The organism is Ancylobacter sonchi (assembly GCF_018390695.1).
Lineage (GTDB): Bacteria > Pseudomonadota > Alphaproteobacteria > Rhizobiales > Xanthobacteraceae > Ancylobacter > Ancylobacter sonchi.
Map to the genome: position 1 here is coordinate 577,790 of NZ_JAHBGF010000046.1, position 15,706 is coordinate 593,495.

Genomic DNA, 15,706 nt, shown 5'->3' on the forward strand with positions numbered 1-15,706 from the left:
TCCTTTTCCGCTAGGACGGCTCCACCGCCCAGCAGGCGACCATGCGACCAGCCTTCATCTCCAGCGGCGGCGCCTCGTGGCGGCAGCGCTCGAAGGCGAGCGGGCAGCGCGGATTGAAGGCGCAGCCGGTCGGTGGATTGAACGGCGAGGGCAACTCGCCTTCCAGCACGATGCGCTCCTTCTTCGCCTCGGGATCGGCGACCGGGGTCGCCGACATCAGCGCCCGCGTATAGGGGTGCTTGGGGCTGTCGAAGATGGCGTCCCGCGGGCCGTGCTCCACCGCCCGGCCGAGATACATCACCATCACCTCGTCGGCCATGTGCCGGACCACGCCGAGGTCGTGCGAGACGAACACATAGGCGACGCCCAGGCTTTCCTGCAGTTCCACCAGCAGGTTGAGCACCTGCGCCCGCACCGAGACGTCGAGCGCCGAGACCGGTTCGTCGAGCACGAGGATCTTCGGGCGCAGCACCAGCGCACGGGCGATGGCGATGCGCTGGCGCTGACCGCCGGAGAACATATGCGGGTAGCGGCCGTGATGCTCGGGGCGCAGGCCGACCCGCTTCATCATGTCGATGGCGCGCTCGCGCCGCTCGGCGGCCGACAGCCTGGTATTGACCAGCAGCGGCTCCTCGATGGCGGTGCCGATGGTCTGGCGCGGATTGAGCGAGCCATAGGGATTCTGGAACACCATCTGCACCTCGCCGCGATAGCGGCGGCGGGTGCCGGCATCGGCGTCGGCGACATCGACATTGTCGATCAGCAGCGCGCCGGTGCCGGGCTTCTCGATCATGGTCAGCATGCGGGCCAGCGTCGACTTGCCGGAACCCGATTCGCCGACCACCGCCAGCGTGGTGCGCGGTGCCAGCGCGAAGCTGATCCCGGCCACCGCCTTTACCGTCGCCGACTTGGCGAGCAGCCCGCGCGAGACCTCGTAGGACTGGGCGAGGTCGATCGCCTCCATCACCGCCTGGGTCATGCTGGCATCTCCAGTTTCTTCAGCGCGCGCGGATGACCGTCGACCAGCGGCGTATGGCAGAGGGCATAGCCGAGATCGGCACCCGCGCGCGGCGGCGGGACCGTCCGGCAGGTCTGGGTGGCGAAGCGGCAGCGCGGCGAGAACAGGCAGCCGGCCGGCCGGTCGGCGAGGCCGGGCACCACGCCGGGAATCGAGGGCAGGATGCGCCCGCTCGCCCGCTCCGGCAGCGCCGCCAGCAGCGCCGAGGTGTAGGGGTGATGCGGATCGCGGAACAGGCCGTGCGTCGGCTGCATCTCCACTTGCTGCCCGGCATAGTGGACGCAGACGCGCTGCGCGGTCTCCGCCACCACGCCCATGTCGTGGGTGATGAGCACCAGCCCGACGCCGCTGTCCTTCTGCAGGCGCAGCAGCAGGTCGAGGATCTGCGCCTGGATGGTGACGTCGAGCGCGGTGGTCGGCTCGTCGGCGATGATCAGCTTGGGATTGCAGGCGAGCGCCATGGCGATCATCACCCGCTGGCTCATGCCGCCGGAGAGCTGGTGCGGGAACGCCTTCAGCCGCCGCTCCGGCTCGGGGATGCCGACGAGTTCCAACAGCTCGACGGCGCGCTTCTGGCGGGCGGTGCGGTCGAGGTCGAGATGCGCCTTCATCGCCTCGCGCAGCTGGAAACCGACGGTGAAGCACGGGTTGAGGCTCGACATCGGCTCCTGGAAGATCATGGCCAGGTCGCGGCCGATGATCTTGCGTCGCTCGCGCGGGGTAAGGGCGAGCATGTCCTTGCCGTCGAAGGTCAGCCGGTCGGCGGTGACGGTGGCGGTCCAGGGCAGCAGGCCCATCACCGCCAGCATGGCGACCGATTTGCCGGAGCCGCTCTCGCCGACGATGGCGACCAGTTCGCCGGTGGCGACGTCCAGATCCACCTTGTCGACCGCGCGGAATGGGCCGCGGCCGGTGGCGAAGGTGACGCTGAGGTTGCGGATGGAGAGGAGGGGGGACGGTGCGGCCATGGATCAGCTCCTCCGCAGCTTCGGGTCGAGCGCGTCGCGCAGGCCGTCGCCCATCAGGTTGATGGCGACCACCGTCACCAGGATGGCGAGGCCGGGCAGCGTCACGATCCACGGCGCGGCGCGGATGAATTCGCGTGAATCGGCCAGCATCGCGCCCCATTCCGGGATCGGAGGCTGGGCGCCGAGGCCGAGGAAGCCTAGCGCGGCGGCCTCCAGTATGGCGTCGGAGATGCCGAGCGCCGCCTGCACGATCAGCGGGGCCAGGCAGTTCGGCAGCACGGTGACGAACATCAGCCGCAGCTTGCCGACGCCGGCGACGCGGGCGGCCACGACATATTCCTTCGACAGCTCGGCGATGGCGGCGGCCCGCACCAGCCGCACATAGCGCGGCAGGTAGACGACGGTGACCGCGACGATGGTGTTGACGAGGCTCGGGCCGAGCACCGCCACCACCAGGATGGCGAGCACCAGCGAGGGGATGGCGACCACGAGGTCCATCACTCGCATCACCACCACCTCGACGGCGCCGCGCAGGAAAGCGCTGGCGAGGCCGAGCACGATGCCCAGCGCCACCGAGACGATCATCACCGACATGCCGATGCCGAGCGAGATGCGCGCGCCGTAGATCAGCCGCGAGAGGATGTCGCGGCCGACCGCGTCGGTGCCGAAGGGGAACTGCCACGTGCCGCCGGCCCAGACCGGGGGCTGCTGCACGAACTGGCGGAACTGCTCGATGGGCGAGTGCGGTGCGACGAACGGCGCGAACAGCGCGAGGAAGGCGATGAAGGCGACCACCATCAGGCCGAGCACCGCGCCGCGATTCTCGCTGAAGGCCGACCAGAACGCACGCAGCGAGGAGGGGGCGGGCGGCACGGTCTCGACGAGGAGATGGCCGTCGCCGCCGCTCGCGGGCAGCAGCGTTCCGCTCTCGGTGGCTGTGGGATCAACCATGACGGATCCTCGGGTTGATCGCGACATAGGTGAGGTCGACGATGAGATTGACGAGGATGACGATGCCCGAGATCAGCATGATGCCGCCCTGCAACGCCGGATAGTCGCGGCGGGCGATTGACTCGATCAGCCATTTGCCGACGCCGGGCCAGGCGAAGATGGTCTCGGTAAGCACCGCGCCGGCCAGCAGCGTGCCGGTCTGCAATCCGATCACCGTGACCACCGGGATCAGCGCGTTGCGCAGCGCGTGCAGGCCGACCACCCGTAGCGGCGACAGGCCCTTGGCGCGGGCCGTGCGTACATAGTCCTCGCCCAGCACTTCCAGCATCGACGAGCGCGTCATGCGGGCGATGACGGCCAGCGGGATGGTGCCGAGCACGATGGAGGGCAGGATGAGATGCGCCACCGCCGAGCCGAAAGCGCCTTCCTGGTCCGACAGCAGGCTGTCGATCAGCATGAAGCCGGTGACCGGCTCGAAATAGTAATTGATCAGGTCCATGCGGCCGGAGACCGGGGTGAGGCCCAGATATTCCGACATGAACATGATGAGCAGCAGGCCCCACCAGAAGATCGGCATCGAATAGCCGGTGAGCGCCACGGTCATCACCGAATGGTCGAAGAAACTGCCGCGCTTCACCGCCGCGATGACGCCGGCGGGTATGCCGAGCACGACGGCGAAGATCAGGCCGCAGAGCGTCAGCTCCAGCGTCGCTGGGAACAGCGTGGCGAATTCGTGCAGCACCGGCGTCTTGGTGACGATGGAGACGCCGAAATCGCCATGGACGATGCCGTTGGCATAGTCGAGGAACTGCTGCCATACGGGTCGGTCGAGGCCGAGCTCATGGCGCAGCATGGCGAGGCGCTCCGGGGCGATGCCGCGCTCGCCGGTACGGGCCTCGATGGGGTCGCCTGGTACGAGGCGCACCGCCACGAAGGTGACGAACATCAGCGCCACGAAGGTCGGCAGCGTCAGGGCGACGCGGCGAATGAAAAATCGGAACATCGATATCCCGGGCTTGCGATGCGCTTGTGCCCGCGCGTCTCGCTCGTCGGGGAGCGATGGGCGCGGCGGGCGGCGGATCGGAGGTCGTCACATCACGGACGAGGCACCAAGGCTCTACGCGTGCGACAAGGCTCTACGCATGCGGTCTGCGTGGCGGCATCGAGCTGTCGCCGAACGAACCAGCGGGTCCGGACGGGCGGGTTTCATCGCCTTGTCCCACGGGGCGCGACGCGTCACCGGCGGGGGGCGGTACAGACCCGTCAGGCTCGAAGGCCGACGGGTGCGGAAGTCGGACGACTTCCGCGGAAGCTGCTCTAGCGCATCGGCAGGGTCGCAGCGTTTCGAAAAGGCACGATGCCGGCGGAGCGCTCCCTCCGCCGGCACCGGCATCACGTCACTTCAGGTCGACGCCATAGAACTCGTGGCGGCCGAACGGGCTGACCTTGTAGTCGACGACTTCCTTGCGGGTCGGCTCGTAGACCACCGAGTGGGCGATGGTGAACCAGGGCGCCTCTTCCTTGACGATGACCTGCGCCTGCTCATAGAGCTTGGTGCGCTCGGCGACGTCCGGAATGGTCTTCGCCTTGTTGATCAGGGCGTCGAAGTCCTTGTTGCACCACTTCGCAAGGTTCTGGCCGCCCGGACGGGCCGCGGCGCAGCCCAGCAGGAAGAAGAAGTTGTCCGGATCGCCATTGTCGCCGGTCCAGCCGAGCTGGCCGGTCATGTGCTCGCCCTGCTGCAGACGCTTGCGGTACTCGCCCCACTCATAGGAGACCAGCTTGGCATTGATGCCGAGCTTGGAGAGGTCCGACTGCATCATCTCGGCGATGCGCTTGGCGTTCGGGTTGTAGGGGCGCTGCACCGGCATCCACCACAGGTCGATGTCGAGCGGCGTCTTCACGCCGGCGGCGTCGAGCATCTGCTTGGCCTTGGCCGGGTCGAAGGGATAGTCCTTCACCGCGGTGTTGTAGGACCAGATGGTCGGCGGGATCGGGTTGATCGCCGCCTGGCCGGCGCCCTGATAGACGTCCTTAATGATCGCCGCCTTGTCAATCGCCATGTTGAAGGCTTGGCGGACCTCCTTCTTGTCGAAGGGCGGCTTCTGGGTGTTGAAGGACAGATAGGCGATGTTGAGGCCCGGCTGCGACAGCAGGTTCAGCGCCGGATCGGTCTTCATCGCCGCGATGTCGGCCGGGTTCGGCGCGATCATCACGTGGCACTCGCCCTTCTTCACCTTGGCGTAGCGGGCGGTCGGGTCCGGGGTGATGGCGAAGACGAGGTTGTCCAGCGCCGGCTTGCCCTCGAAATAGGCCGGGTTGGCCTTGTAGCGGATCACCGCGTCCTTCTGGTAGTTCACGAAGGAGAACGGGCCGGTGCCGACCGGGATCTGGTCGAACTGCTCGGGGGTGCCCTTCTTGAGCAGGAAGTCGGCATATTCCTTCGACATGATGGTGCCGAAGTCCATGGCGAGGTTGGCCAGCATCGGCGAGTTCGGCTCGGTGAGCGTGAACTTCACCGTGTAGTCGTCCACCTTGTCGATCGACTTGAGCAGATCGGGCATGCTCATGTCGTTGAAGTAGTCATACGCGCCGCCGGTGACCTTGTGATAGGGGTTCTCCGGCTTCCACTGGCGCTCGAAGGAGAACAGCACGTCGTCGGCGTTGAAGTCGCGGGTCGGCGTGAAGCCGTTGACGCCGGAGTGGAACTTCACCCCCTTACGCAGCTTGAAGACGATCTCCTTGCCGTCGTCCGACACCGTCCAGCTCTCGGCGAGGCCGGGCACCACCTTGGTGGTGCCGCGCTCGAACTCGACGAGCTGGTTGTAGACCGGACGGGCGGCATCGAAGCTGGTGCCGGTGGTGTTGAGCGCCGGCGTGAAGTTCTCGGGGCTGCCTTCCGAGCAATAGACGAGCGTCTTGGCGGCATAGGCGGGCGCGGACAGCGCCACGAGTACGGCCGCGGTGGCGGCCAGTTTGGCATTGAATACCGGCATAATGAGTTCCCCTTTTAGGATGTGCGGCGGTAGCCCGTTGCGCGCAGGCTGATTATTGCCAATTCGTCGCACCCATAGCGCGAAATCAAACACGCCTTGATCACTTGTGCAATAAGGCTCAGCTCCCCTACCAAAGTCGTATGTATAGACATTTAGGCGGCGCTATGGGCGCCGCCCCCGCGCCGGTGTAAGACGAAGGCGGCGCCGCCGCGAAGAGGCGCGCGCGCATCAGGGAGACGAGACAAATGAACGCCGCGTCGCATGCTGCCTCGAAGGCCATCTTCGATTGGGAGGATCCGTTCGACCTCGACGGTCAGCTCACCGAGGAAGAGCGCATGGTGCGAAACACGGCGCGCGATTATGCCCAGGAAAATCTGATGCCGCGGGTAGCTTCCGCTTATCGCGAGGAGCGCTTCGACCGCGAGATCATGAGCGAGATGGGTGCGCTCGGCCTGCTCGGCCCTACCATCCCGGAGGAATATGGCGGTGCCGGCCTCGGCTATGTCGCCTATGGGCTGGTCGCGCGGGAGGTCGAGCGCGTCGATTCCGGCTATCGCTCGGCGATGAGCGTGCAGTCCTCGCTGGTGATGCACCCGATCCATGCCTATGGCAGCGAGGAGCAGCGGAAGAAGTATCTGCCCAAGCTCGCCACCGGCGAGATGGTCGGCTGCTTCGGCCTGACCGAGCCGGACGCCGGCTCGGATCCAGCGGGCATGCGCACCCGCGCCGAGAAGATCGACGGCGGCTACCGCCTCAAGGGCGCCAAGATGTGGATCACCAACGCCCCCATCGCCGATATCGCGGTGGTGTGGGCGAAGTCGGCTGCGCATGACAACGCCATTCGCGGCTTCGTGCTGGAGCGCGGCACCAAGGGGCTGTCGCTGCCGAAGATCGAGGGCAAGCTCTCCCTGCGCGCTTCCATCACCGGCGAAATCGTCATGGACGATGTCGAGGTGCCGGAAGAGGCGCTGCTGCCGAACGTTGCCGGGCTGAAGGGGCCGTTCGGCTGCCTCAACCGCGCCCGCTACGGCATCGGCTGGGGCACCATGGGGGCGGCGGAAGCCTGCTATGCGGCGGCGCGCTCCTACACGCTCGACCGTGTGCAGTTCGGCCGGCCGCTGGCGGCCAACCAACTGATCCAGAAGAAGCTCGCCGACATGGCGACCGAGATCGCGCTCGGGCTCCAGCTCGCCCTGCGCGCCGGCCGGCTGTTCGACGAGGGGCGCCTGTCGCCGGAGGCGATCTCGGTGCTGAAGCGCAACAATTGCGGCAAGGCGCTCGACATCGCCCGCGTCGCCCGCGACATGCATGGCGGCAACGGCATCTCGTCGGAATATCCGGTGATGCGCCACATGGTGAACCTGGAGACGGTGAACACCTATGAGGGCACGCACGACATCCACGCGCTGATCCTCGGCCGGGCGATCACCGGGATCCAGGCGTTCTTCTAAGCCAGATGCTCTTCTGGGAAGGCGGACGAAGGGCGGGCGGTCAGCCCGCCTCGCTCTCCAGCGCGGCGATCAGCATTTCCGCCGTGGAGATGTTGAGCGCCAGCGGGATGTCGTAGACGAGGGCGACGCGCATCAGTGCCTTCACGTCGACATCGTGCGGCTGGGCGCTGAGCGGGTCGACGAGGAAGACCAGCGCCCGCACCCGGCCTTCGGCGATCAGCGCGCCGATCTGCTGGTCGCCGCCGAGCGGGCCGCTCTTCAGCCGGGTGAGACGGAGTTCCGGGCAGGCTTCGAGGATGCGTCCGCCGGTGGTGCCGGTGGCGACGATGTCGAAATGCGCGAGCACGCGGCGATGTTCGGTCGCCCAGGCGACCATGTCGTGCTTCTTGCTGTCATGGGCGACAAGGCCGAGAAGACCGGCGGCCGGGCCGGAGGCGGGCGGTAAGCTCACGGGCAAAGGCTCATATGTGGTACATGAGGTCGGCGTCGGGGTTGCGGGCGAACGCCACCATCTCTTCCAGTGTCATGCGATCGAGGATGTCGCTCATCGCGTCGCGCACCTTGCTCATGGTGACCTGAACGGCGCAGATCGCCAGATCCTCGCAGTCCTGGCAGGGCACGAAGGCGCTCTTCGAGGCGCAGTTGATCGGTGCCAGCGGCCCGTCCAGCGTGCGGATGATGTGCCCGACGCGAATCTCCTTCGGTGTCCGCGACAGCGCATAGCCGCCGCCCGGCCCCTTCTTGGAGCGCAGCATGCCGGCATTGCGCAATTCGAGCAGGATGGCGTCGAGAAATTTCTTCGGGATGTTGTTGGCGGCGGCGATTTCCGCGCCCATGGCGCTCTGTCCCTGGGGCAAGCCGGCGAGGAACAGCATCGCCTTGAGCCCGTACTTGCCCTTGTTGGTCAACATCGCCGCTATGAATCCCGACAGGCCGGAGCGAATCCTCGGCTCCGGCATTTCTTCATAGATGATAGATCAAGCGGCTTTTTAAAGAGGGCGCAAGGGGGCAGGGCGTTCAGCGGGACCCAGCGGAAGCGGTAATCGCCGTCGCCGGAGCCTCCGCCTCGCTGGCACCGGGATGCGCGAACAGCACCGCCGCGGCGATGGCGCCGTAGGCGAGTGCGAACATCAGGGTGTGGCGATAGCGGACAATGCGGCTCATGATTTCCTCTTGCCCTCATAGTCTATGGACACAATGGACTATGTAAAGTGGGAAATCGGCTGAATCACGAAAATTTCCGCATTGGCGGAATTAATTACATTATAATTGCGTGCTTATGATGAGTGAGGCGGGAAAGCCTCGGCTTCCGCCTCGAAGGCGGCGGCAAAGGCGGCGACGCGGCGGTCGATGCGTATGTCGCTGCCGCGCAGGGGGCGGACCAGCGACAGGCCTTCCAGCGAGCGGGCGCGGGAGAGGGCGACATAGGCCTGCCCTGCCGCGAAGGCGCCGGAATCGAAATCGATGCGCACGTCCTCCAGCGTCAGTCCCTGCGCCTTGTGCACGGTGATTGCCCAGGCGGGCACCAGTGGCAGCTGGGTATAGGTGCCGACCACCTTGGCCTCGACCTTGCCGGTCGCCTCGTCCCAGTCGTAGCGGATGCGCTCCCAGCTCACCCGCTCGATCTCGGCCACGCCGCCGGCGTCGAGCCGCACGAAGGCGCGGTCCGGCGCGAGGCCGATGACGGTGCCGACCGAGCCGTTGACCCATTGCCGCTCGGGGTCGTTGCGCACGGTCATGACGCGGGCGCCGACCTTGAGCAGCAGCGATTCCTGCACCGGCAGGCGGTCATTGGCGAGGTCGAATTCGCCCAGGCTCGCGCCCTCATAGATGCGGCCGTCATCGGCGAGGCCTTCCAGGCCGCGACGGTTATAGGCGTCGACGCGGGCATTGGTGGGGGCGAGCACCACCGGGATGCGCCCCTCGCGATGCGGGCGGAAGCAGGCGTCGTTGATCGCCGCCACTGCATCGGCGACGAAGCGGCCGGAGCGCAGCGCGGCGAGATGCCCGACGAAGTACTCGTCCGACTGGCGCCAGACCCGGGTGAAGGGCAGGCGGGCGACATGGGTCTCGCGCAGCACCCGGGCGTCGAAGGCGAACGGGCCCTCATAGCCGAGATGGCCGAGAATCTCGCGCTCGGCCATCGGTACCACCGGGGGCAGCTGCAGGAAGTCGCCCACCAGCACCACCTGCACGCCGCCGAACGGCTCGGGCCGGCCGCGGGCGATGCGCAGGCACCGGTCGACGGCGTCCAGCACGTCGGCGCGCACCATCGACACCTCGTCGATGACGAGGCGTTCGAGCTTCTTCATCAGCGTGCGCTTGGGCGAGCGGGGCCGGACCTGATCGGGATCGACGAGGCGCGGCGGCAGGCCGAAGAAGGAATGGATGGTCTGGCCGCCGAGCTGCAGCGCCGCCACGCCGGTGGGGGCGAGGAAGACCTGCCGCGCGCCGCCATGCTTGCGCAGCATGTGCAGGAAGGTGGTCTTGCCGGTGCCGGCGCCGCCCAGCACCATGGTCACCGGCGCCTGCTCGCGTAGCGTGGCGAGCGGCCGGGCGAAGTCGACCTCCCGGTCTGCCGACGGGTCGGCCGGTCGAATCGCTGTGCTGTCGGTAGCTGTCGTGTTCATCGGTCCAATTGAGCACAGCTGGCGCCGCTGCCCAAATCCGGAGGCCGGGACCGGATCGCCGAAATCAGTGCAGCTTGATCAGGGCGAGCCCGGCGACGATGAGCGCCGCGCCGGCGAGACGGCTGGGACGCGGCGTCTCCTTCAGCAGGAATACCGCGATGACCGCGGCGAACAGCACGCTGGATTCCCGCACTGCCGAGACGAGGCCGATGGGCGCCCTGGTCATCGCCCAGATGGTGATCCAATAGGCCGAGAGCGACATCGCCCCGCCCAGCGCCCCCGGGCCAAGGAAGCCGAGCATCGGCCGCAGCGCTGCCGGCCGGTGGCGCAGCAGCGCGACGGTGAGCACGCAGGGACCTTCCAAGAGGAACAGCCAGGCGGAGTAGAGGTGCGGGCTGCCGGTGGTGCGGGCGCCCATGCCGTCGATGATCGAGTAGACGGCGATGGAGAGCGCGCAGGCGCTCGCGAGGAGGAGGGCGCGGATGTCGAGATGGCCCTTGCGCGGCCAGGCGATGGCCAGCACGCCGGCGGCGAGGATGGCGACGCCTATGACCCCTTGCCCGTCGATCGGCTCGCCGAGCAGCACCAGCGAGAACAGCGTGGTGATCAGCGGCGAGCCACCACGCGCCACCGGGTAGACGAAGCCCATATCGGCCCGCCGATAAGCGCCGGTCAGCGTCAGGTAGTAGACGAGATGCACGGCTATGGAGCCGGCGATCCACGGCCAGATATGGGCCGGCGGCGGCCCCATCCACACGGCGATCGGCAGGGCGATGACCGAGCAGGCACCGGTGATCAGCGCGACGGCGATGAACGGATCCAGTCGGATCTTTAAAAGGGCGTTCCAGCCCGCATGCATCGCGGCGGCGGCGATGACCGCCAGGAAGACGCTGGGTTCCATTCGGCGAGCGGCCTGCGGGGGAAGGCCGACCCCGATGGACCGGCGGGCACGGTGATAGACGATTCCGTGCCCGCCGCCGAGCTTTTATGACAGTACCGTCACACCGCGAAGCGGGTGACGAACTTGGTGTTCACATAGGCTTCCATGGCCTCTGTGCCGCCTTCCGAGCCGTAGCCGGAATCCTTGATGCCGCCGAACGGCACCTCGGGAAGGGCGAGGCCGTGATGGTTGATCGAGATCATGCCGCTCTCCACCCGACGCGAGAACTCCTCGGCGGTGGCGGAAGAGGTGGTGTAGGCATAGGCCGCAAGGCCGTAGGGCAGGCGGTTGGCCTCGGCGATCACCGCCTCGGTCGAGGTGAAGGGCTGGATCGGCACCAGCGGGCCGAACGGCTCCTCGTTGAGGATGCGCGCATCCGGGGAGAGATCGGTCAGCACGGTCGGCTCGAAGAAATAGCCCTTGTTGCCGATGCGCGAGCCGCCGGTGCGCAGCGTGGCGCCCTTCTGCACCGCGTCGGCGGTGAGCGCCTCCATGGCGTCGATACGGCGGGAATTGACCAGCGGGCCCATGCGCACGCCCTCATCGAGGCCGTTGCCGACCTTCATGCCCTTCACCGCTTCGGTGAAGCCGTCGACGAACTTGTCGTAGAGGTTCTCGTGCACCAGGAAGCGGGTGGGCGAGACGCAGACCTGGCCGGCATTGCGGAACTTGGCGCCGGACAGCAGCTTCACCGCATGGTCGAGGTCGGCATCCTCGAACACCACCGCCGGGGCATGGCCGCCGAGCTCCATGGTGACGCGCTTCATATGCGCGCCGGCGAGCGCCGCCAGCTGCTTGCCGACCACGGTGGAGCCGGTGAAGGTGATCTTCTTCACCACCGGATGCGGGATGAGATAGTTGGAGATCTCGGCTGGCACGCCGAATACCAGATTGATCACGCCGGCCGGCACGCCGGCATCCTGATAGGCCTTGAACAGCTCGGCACAGGAAGCGGGGGTGTCTTCCGGCCCCTTGAGGATGATCGAGCAGCCGGCGGCGAGCGCGGCGGAGGCCTTGCGGACCGCCTGGTTGATCGGGAAGTTCCACGGCGTGAAGGCGGCGACGACGCCGACCGGCTCGCGCACCACCACCTGGTGGATGTTCTCGGCGCGGGGCGCGATCACGCGGCCATACTGCCGGCGGCCTTCCTCGGCGAACCAGTCGATGATGTCGGCGGCGGCCAGCGTCTCGACGCGGGCCTCGGCGAGCGGCTTGCCCTGCTCCATGGTCATGATGCGCGAGATGGTCTCGGCGCGCTCGCGCAGGATCTCGGCGGCCTTGCGCATGATCTTGTAGCGCTCATGCGCCGGCACGCGCTTCCAGGTCGCGAAGCCCTTCTCCGCCGCCGCGAGGGCGTCGTCGAGATCGGCGGTCGAGGCATGGGCGAGGGTGCCGATAACCTCTTCCGTCGCCGGATCGACGATCGGCTGGCTGGCGGGCGCGCCGCCGTGACGCGAGCCTTCGCGCCATACGCCATCGATGAAAAGCAGGACGTCGGGATAGGAAACCGTGGACATGGGAACCTCGTGCAAGAACAGGCGCCGACGTGAAAAATGCCCGGGCGGGGCTACGGGGCGTCGCGGTATCCCACACCTAATCGCCCGACCGCCCGGTTGGAAGGGCCGAATGCGCGATTGGATCCGGGATCTGCGCGGCACGGTTGTTCATTCATGCGGGAACCGGGAGCGGCGATGGGCGTTGGCCGGCAGTGGGCGTGGCCCGGTCTTCCATTTTCACTCTCCGATGGGGGCTCATGAACAGCAACCGCACCGGTCACGATGACCCGCCGGCCGATCGGGCACCGGCAGTTCGCCAGGCAGGAAGCCGCCGGGCTGGAGATCGCCGCCGCTGGTGGCAGCGCAGCTGGGGCGCGGCGCTGATGCTTGCCGGTGCCGCCCTGCTGATGGGGCTGGTGCTGACGGTCTGGAGCGAGGCGGCGTTGTTCGGCGGATAGGCTCCGCCCGGCCCCACGCCCGGCCCCCACGCCGGCCCGGAATCGAAAAGGGCTCCGGCCAGATCAGCCGGAGCCCTTTCTCATGTTGCGGGTGCGGGCGATGAAGCGCCGGATCAGTGACCCGAGTGGCCGCCCGCGATGATCTCGCGCTTGCCGGCATGGTTGGCCGGGCCGACCAGACCCTCGTTTTCCATGCGCTCCATGATCGAGGCGGCACGGTTGTAGCCGATCTGCAGGCGGCGCTGGATGTAGCTGGTCGAGGCCTTGCGGTCGCGCATGACCACCGCCACCGCCTGATCGTAGAGCTCGCCCGGCTCGGAGCCCATGGCGGTGGCGTCGAATACCGCCACGTCCCCGCTCGCCGCCGGCGGAGCCTCTTCGTCGTCTTCCGCCGTGACCTCGTCGAGATAGTCCGGCCGGCCCTGCGCCTTCAGGTGCTCGACGACGCGCTCGACCTCCTGGTCGGAGACGAACGGGCCGTGCACGCGCGAGATGCGCCCGCCGCCGGCCATGTAGAGCATGTCGCCCTGGCCGAGCAGCTGCTCGGCGCCCATCTCGCCGAGGATGGTGCGACTGTCGATCTTCGAGGTCACCTGGAAGGAGATGCGGGTCGGGAAGTTGGCCTTGATGGTGCCGGTGATGACGTCGACCGAGGGACGCTGCGTCGCCATGATCAGGTGGATGCCGGCGGCGCGGGCCATCTGGGCGAGGCGCTGGATGGCGCCTTCGATGTCCTTGCCGGCGACCATCATCAGGTCGGCCATCTCGTCGACGACGATGACGATGTAGGGGAGGGGCGAGAGATCCATGATCTCTTCCTCTTCCATCATCTCGCCGGTCTCGCGGTCGAAGCCCTTCTGCACGGTGCGGGTGATGATCTCGCCCTTGGCCGCTGCTTCCACGACACGGGCGTTGAAGCCGTCGATGTTGCGCACGCCGAGGCGGCTCATCTTCTTGTAGCGCTCCTCCATCTCGCGCACCGCCCATTTGAGGGCGACGATCGCCTTCTTCGGGTCGGTGACGACAGGGGTGAGCAGGTGCGGGATGCCCTCATAGACCGAGAGCTCCAGCATCTTCGGGTCGATCATGATCAACCGGCACTGGTCCGGGCGGTGCCGGTAGAGCAGGCTGAGGATCATGGTGTTGATGGCGACCGACTTGCCCGAGCCGGTGGTGCCGGCGACCAGCAGATGCGGCATGCGGGCGAGATCGACGATGACCGGCTCGCCGCCGATGGTCTTGCCCAGCGCGATGCCGAGCTTGGCCTTGGCCGCCTCGAACTCATGGCTGGACAGCATCTCGCGCAGCCACACCGTCTCGCGGCGCTGGTTCGGCAGCTCGATGCCGATGACGTTGCGCCCTTCCACCACCGCGACGCGGGCGGAAATGGCGCTCATCGAGCGGGAGATGTCGGCGGACAGGCCGATGACGCGGCTAGACTTGATGCCGGGCGCCGGCTCCAGCTCATACAGCGTCACCACCGGGCCGGGATTGGCGTCGATGATCTCGCCGCGCACGCCGAAATCATGCAGCACCTGCTGGAGCTTCACCGAGTTGCGCTCGAGGAACTCTTCCGACAGCTCGTAGTCCGGCTCCACTTCCGGCGGGACGGTGAGCAGCTCGAGCGGCGGCAGGTCGTAGCCATACGCCGCCGGCACGGGGACCGGGAGCGGGGCCGGCTTTGCGGGCCGTTCCGCGGCCGCTGCCGGCTGGACGGCGACCGGCGCGGGGGCCTGCGGAGCCTGAGCCCGCGGCGCCGGGGCTTCCGGGTGTGGCGTGGGGACCGCGGCGGCGATGGCGAAGGCCGGCCAGGAAAACGTCACGGCGGCGCCGCCCAGGGCATAGGGAGCGTCGAAGGCGGCGGCGAGGTCGCGCGTCGCCGCTTCCGGCGCCGGCGCGACGGCGGCCAGCATTTCCTGGATCGGCGTGCTCTCGACGATCACCGCTTCCGGGGACGCGGCGACAGCCGCTTCGTCGACGATCTCCTCGTCGATGCTGTCGTCTTCGTCGATGTCGTCGAACTCGTCCTCGTCCAGTTCGTCATATGCCAGTTCGTCGTCAGCCTCGGCGAGCGCTTCGAGCGCGTCGTCCTCCGCCTCAGCCGTCTGGATCGCGGCCGAAGCCGGTTCGGCCGGGAGATCCTGCTCGACTTCGACGATCGCCGGGGTCGGCGCATCGATCGCCATGTCCTGATGCGCCGGCACCACCGGCGGCTCCGCCCAGCCGAGCTGGATCAGCCCGGCGATGCGCTGGATGGAATTGGGCAGGCCCTCGCCGGCGTGCGGCTCGAAGCTGGCGGTGACTACCGGCGTCGGCGCGCTCGGCGCGGCGACAGGTTCGGGCGCCGTCGTGGCGACCTGCGCGGGTTCCGGCGCGGCGGCGGCCGGCATCTGGCTGTTGGGCGTGGCGGGCTGGAGAACCGGCGCGGCGGGCGGCCGGCGCGGCGGCACCAGCAGCGCGGGCGGGCGCGCCACGGCCGGCGCTGCCGTGCCTTCGACGGCAGGAGCCTCAACCGGAGCGGCCGCCACCGGAGCGGGTTCCGGCGCCGGCGGCTGGCGCAGCAGATAGTCCGGCGTGCGGGTGAAGCGAGTATTGGGCGGCATGCTGAAGGGCTGCAGCCAGCTTGGGATCACCACGCGCGAGCCGGGAGCAACCGCGGGCACGGGATTGCCGGCATAGGCGGGCTCGCGCAGCGGCGCGGGATCGCGGCGCGCGCTGGTGTTGGGGTAGCCCGCGGTAGCCGGCCTGGACGCCATGCGGCTGGCCGGCTCGGCGAGCGGCGCGCCGGCATAAAGCGA

14 protein-coding genes are annotated in these 15,706 nt (G+C 67.9%); 2 read left to right on the plus strand and 12 right to left on the minus strand.

Annotated features, from left to right (window positions below; all coding sequences use genetic code 11):
- Positions 1-10: 10 nt before the first annotated feature.
- From KHC28_RS26900 to KHC28_RS26920, 5 genes are all read right to left on the minus strand, one after another.
- Positions 11-979, minus strand: coding sequence for a dipeptide ABC transporter ATP-binding protein (locus KHC28_RS26900; RefSeq protein ID WP_214011435.1), 969 nt, complete (start codon positions 977-979; stop codon positions 11-13).
- A complete protein-coding gene (locus KHC28_RS26905) occupies positions 976-1,986 on the minus strand; it encodes an ABC transporter ATP-binding protein (protein WP_214011436.1) in 1,011 nt (336 codons plus the stop codon). Before KHC28_RS26905 ends, KHC28_RS26900 begins: the two co-directional genes overlap by 4 nt.
- Positions 1,987-1,989: 3 nt before the next feature.
- Positions 1,990-2,937, minus strand: coding sequence for an ABC transporter permease subunit (locus KHC28_RS26910; RefSeq protein WP_246565200.1), 948 nt, complete (start codon positions 2,935-2,937; stop codon positions 1,990-1,992).
- A complete protein-coding gene (locus tag KHC28_RS26915; RefSeq protein ID WP_214011437.1) occupies positions 2,930-3,940 on the minus strand; it encodes an ABC transporter permease subunit in 1,011 nt (336 codons plus the stop codon). The genes KHC28_RS26910 and KHC28_RS26915 overlap by 8 nt, the downstream gene beginning before the upstream one ends.
- Before the next feature lie 394 nt (positions 3,941-4,334).
- Positions 4,335-5,933 (minus strand): ABC transporter substrate-binding protein, encoded by a 1,599-nt coding sequence (locus tag KHC28_RS26920; protein ID WP_214011438.1) that lies wholly within the window; start codon positions 5,931-5,933, stop codon positions 4,335-4,337.
- A gap of 245 nt (positions 5,934-6,178) precedes the next feature.
- On the opposite strand from KHC28_RS26920, the gene KHC28_RS26925 reads away from it, so the two are divergent.
- The gene (locus KHC28_RS26925) at positions 6,179-7,384 is read left to right on the plus strand and encodes an acyl-CoA dehydrogenase (protein ID WP_214011439.1); all 1,206 of its coding nucleotides are present in this window, start codon (positions 6,179-6,181) and stop codon (positions 7,382-7,384) included.
- A 40-nt stretch (positions 7,385-7,424) separates the two neighbouring features.
- Here the strand turns inward: KHC28_RS26925 and KHC28_RS26930 are convergent, their stop codons facing one another.
- The 6 genes from KHC28_RS26930 to KHC28_RS26955 all read right to left on the minus strand — a co-directional run bounded on the left by KHC28_RS26930 (position 7,425) and on the right by KHC28_RS26955 (position 12,471).
- A complete protein-coding gene (locus KHC28_RS26930; protein WP_214011440.1) occupies positions 7,425-7,835 on the minus strand; it encodes a methylglyoxal synthase in 411 nt (136 codons plus the stop codon).
- A 10-nt stretch (positions 7,836-7,845) separates the two neighbouring features.
- The gene (locus KHC28_RS26935) at positions 7,846-8,295 is read right to left on the minus strand and encodes an RrF2 family transcriptional regulator (RefSeq protein WP_214011441.1); all 450 of its coding nucleotides are present in this window, start codon (positions 8,293-8,295) and stop codon (positions 7,846-7,848) included.
- Between the two features lie 106 nt (positions 8,296-8,401).
- A complete protein-coding gene (locus KHC28_RS26940; RefSeq protein WP_214011442.1) occupies positions 8,402-8,548 on the minus strand; it encodes a hypothetical protein in 147 nt (48 codons plus the stop codon).
- A gap of 113 nt (positions 8,549-8,661) precedes the next feature.
- The gene (locus KHC28_RS26945; protein WP_214011443.1) at positions 8,662-10,014 is read right to left on the minus strand and encodes an ATP-dependent DNA helicase; all 1,353 of its coding nucleotides are present in this window, start codon (positions 10,012-10,014) and stop codon (positions 8,662-8,664) included.
- Positions 10,015-10,078: 64 nt separating this feature from the next.
- Positions 10,079-10,915, minus strand: coding sequence for an EamA family transporter (locus KHC28_RS26950; RefSeq protein ID WP_214011444.1), 837 nt, complete (start codon positions 10,913-10,915; stop codon positions 10,079-10,081).
- Between the two features lie 98 nt (positions 10,916-11,013).
- Positions 11,014-12,471 (minus strand): NAD-dependent succinate-semialdehyde dehydrogenase, encoded by a 1,458-nt coding sequence (locus KHC28_RS26955; protein WP_214011445.1) that lies wholly within the window; start codon positions 12,469-12,471, stop codon positions 11,014-11,016.
- A 236-nt stretch (positions 12,472-12,707) separates the two neighbouring features.
- On the opposite strand from KHC28_RS26955, the gene KHC28_RS26960 reads away from it, so the two are divergent.
- Positions 12,708-12,908, plus strand: a complete 201-nt coding sequence (locus KHC28_RS26960) for a hypothetical protein (RefSeq protein WP_214011446.1) — start codon at positions 12,708-12,710, stop codon at positions 12,906-12,908.
- Between the two features lie 113 nt (positions 12,909-13,021).
- Here the strand turns inward: KHC28_RS26960 and KHC28_RS26965 are convergent, their stop codons facing one another.
- Positions 13,022-15,664: a DNA translocase FtsK gene (locus KHC28_RS26965; protein ID WP_214011521.1), complete on the minus strand. Its 2,643-nt coding sequence runs from the start codon at positions 15,662-15,664 to the stop codon at positions 13,022-13,024.
- Between the last annotated feature and the right edge of the window lie 42 nt (positions 15,665-15,706).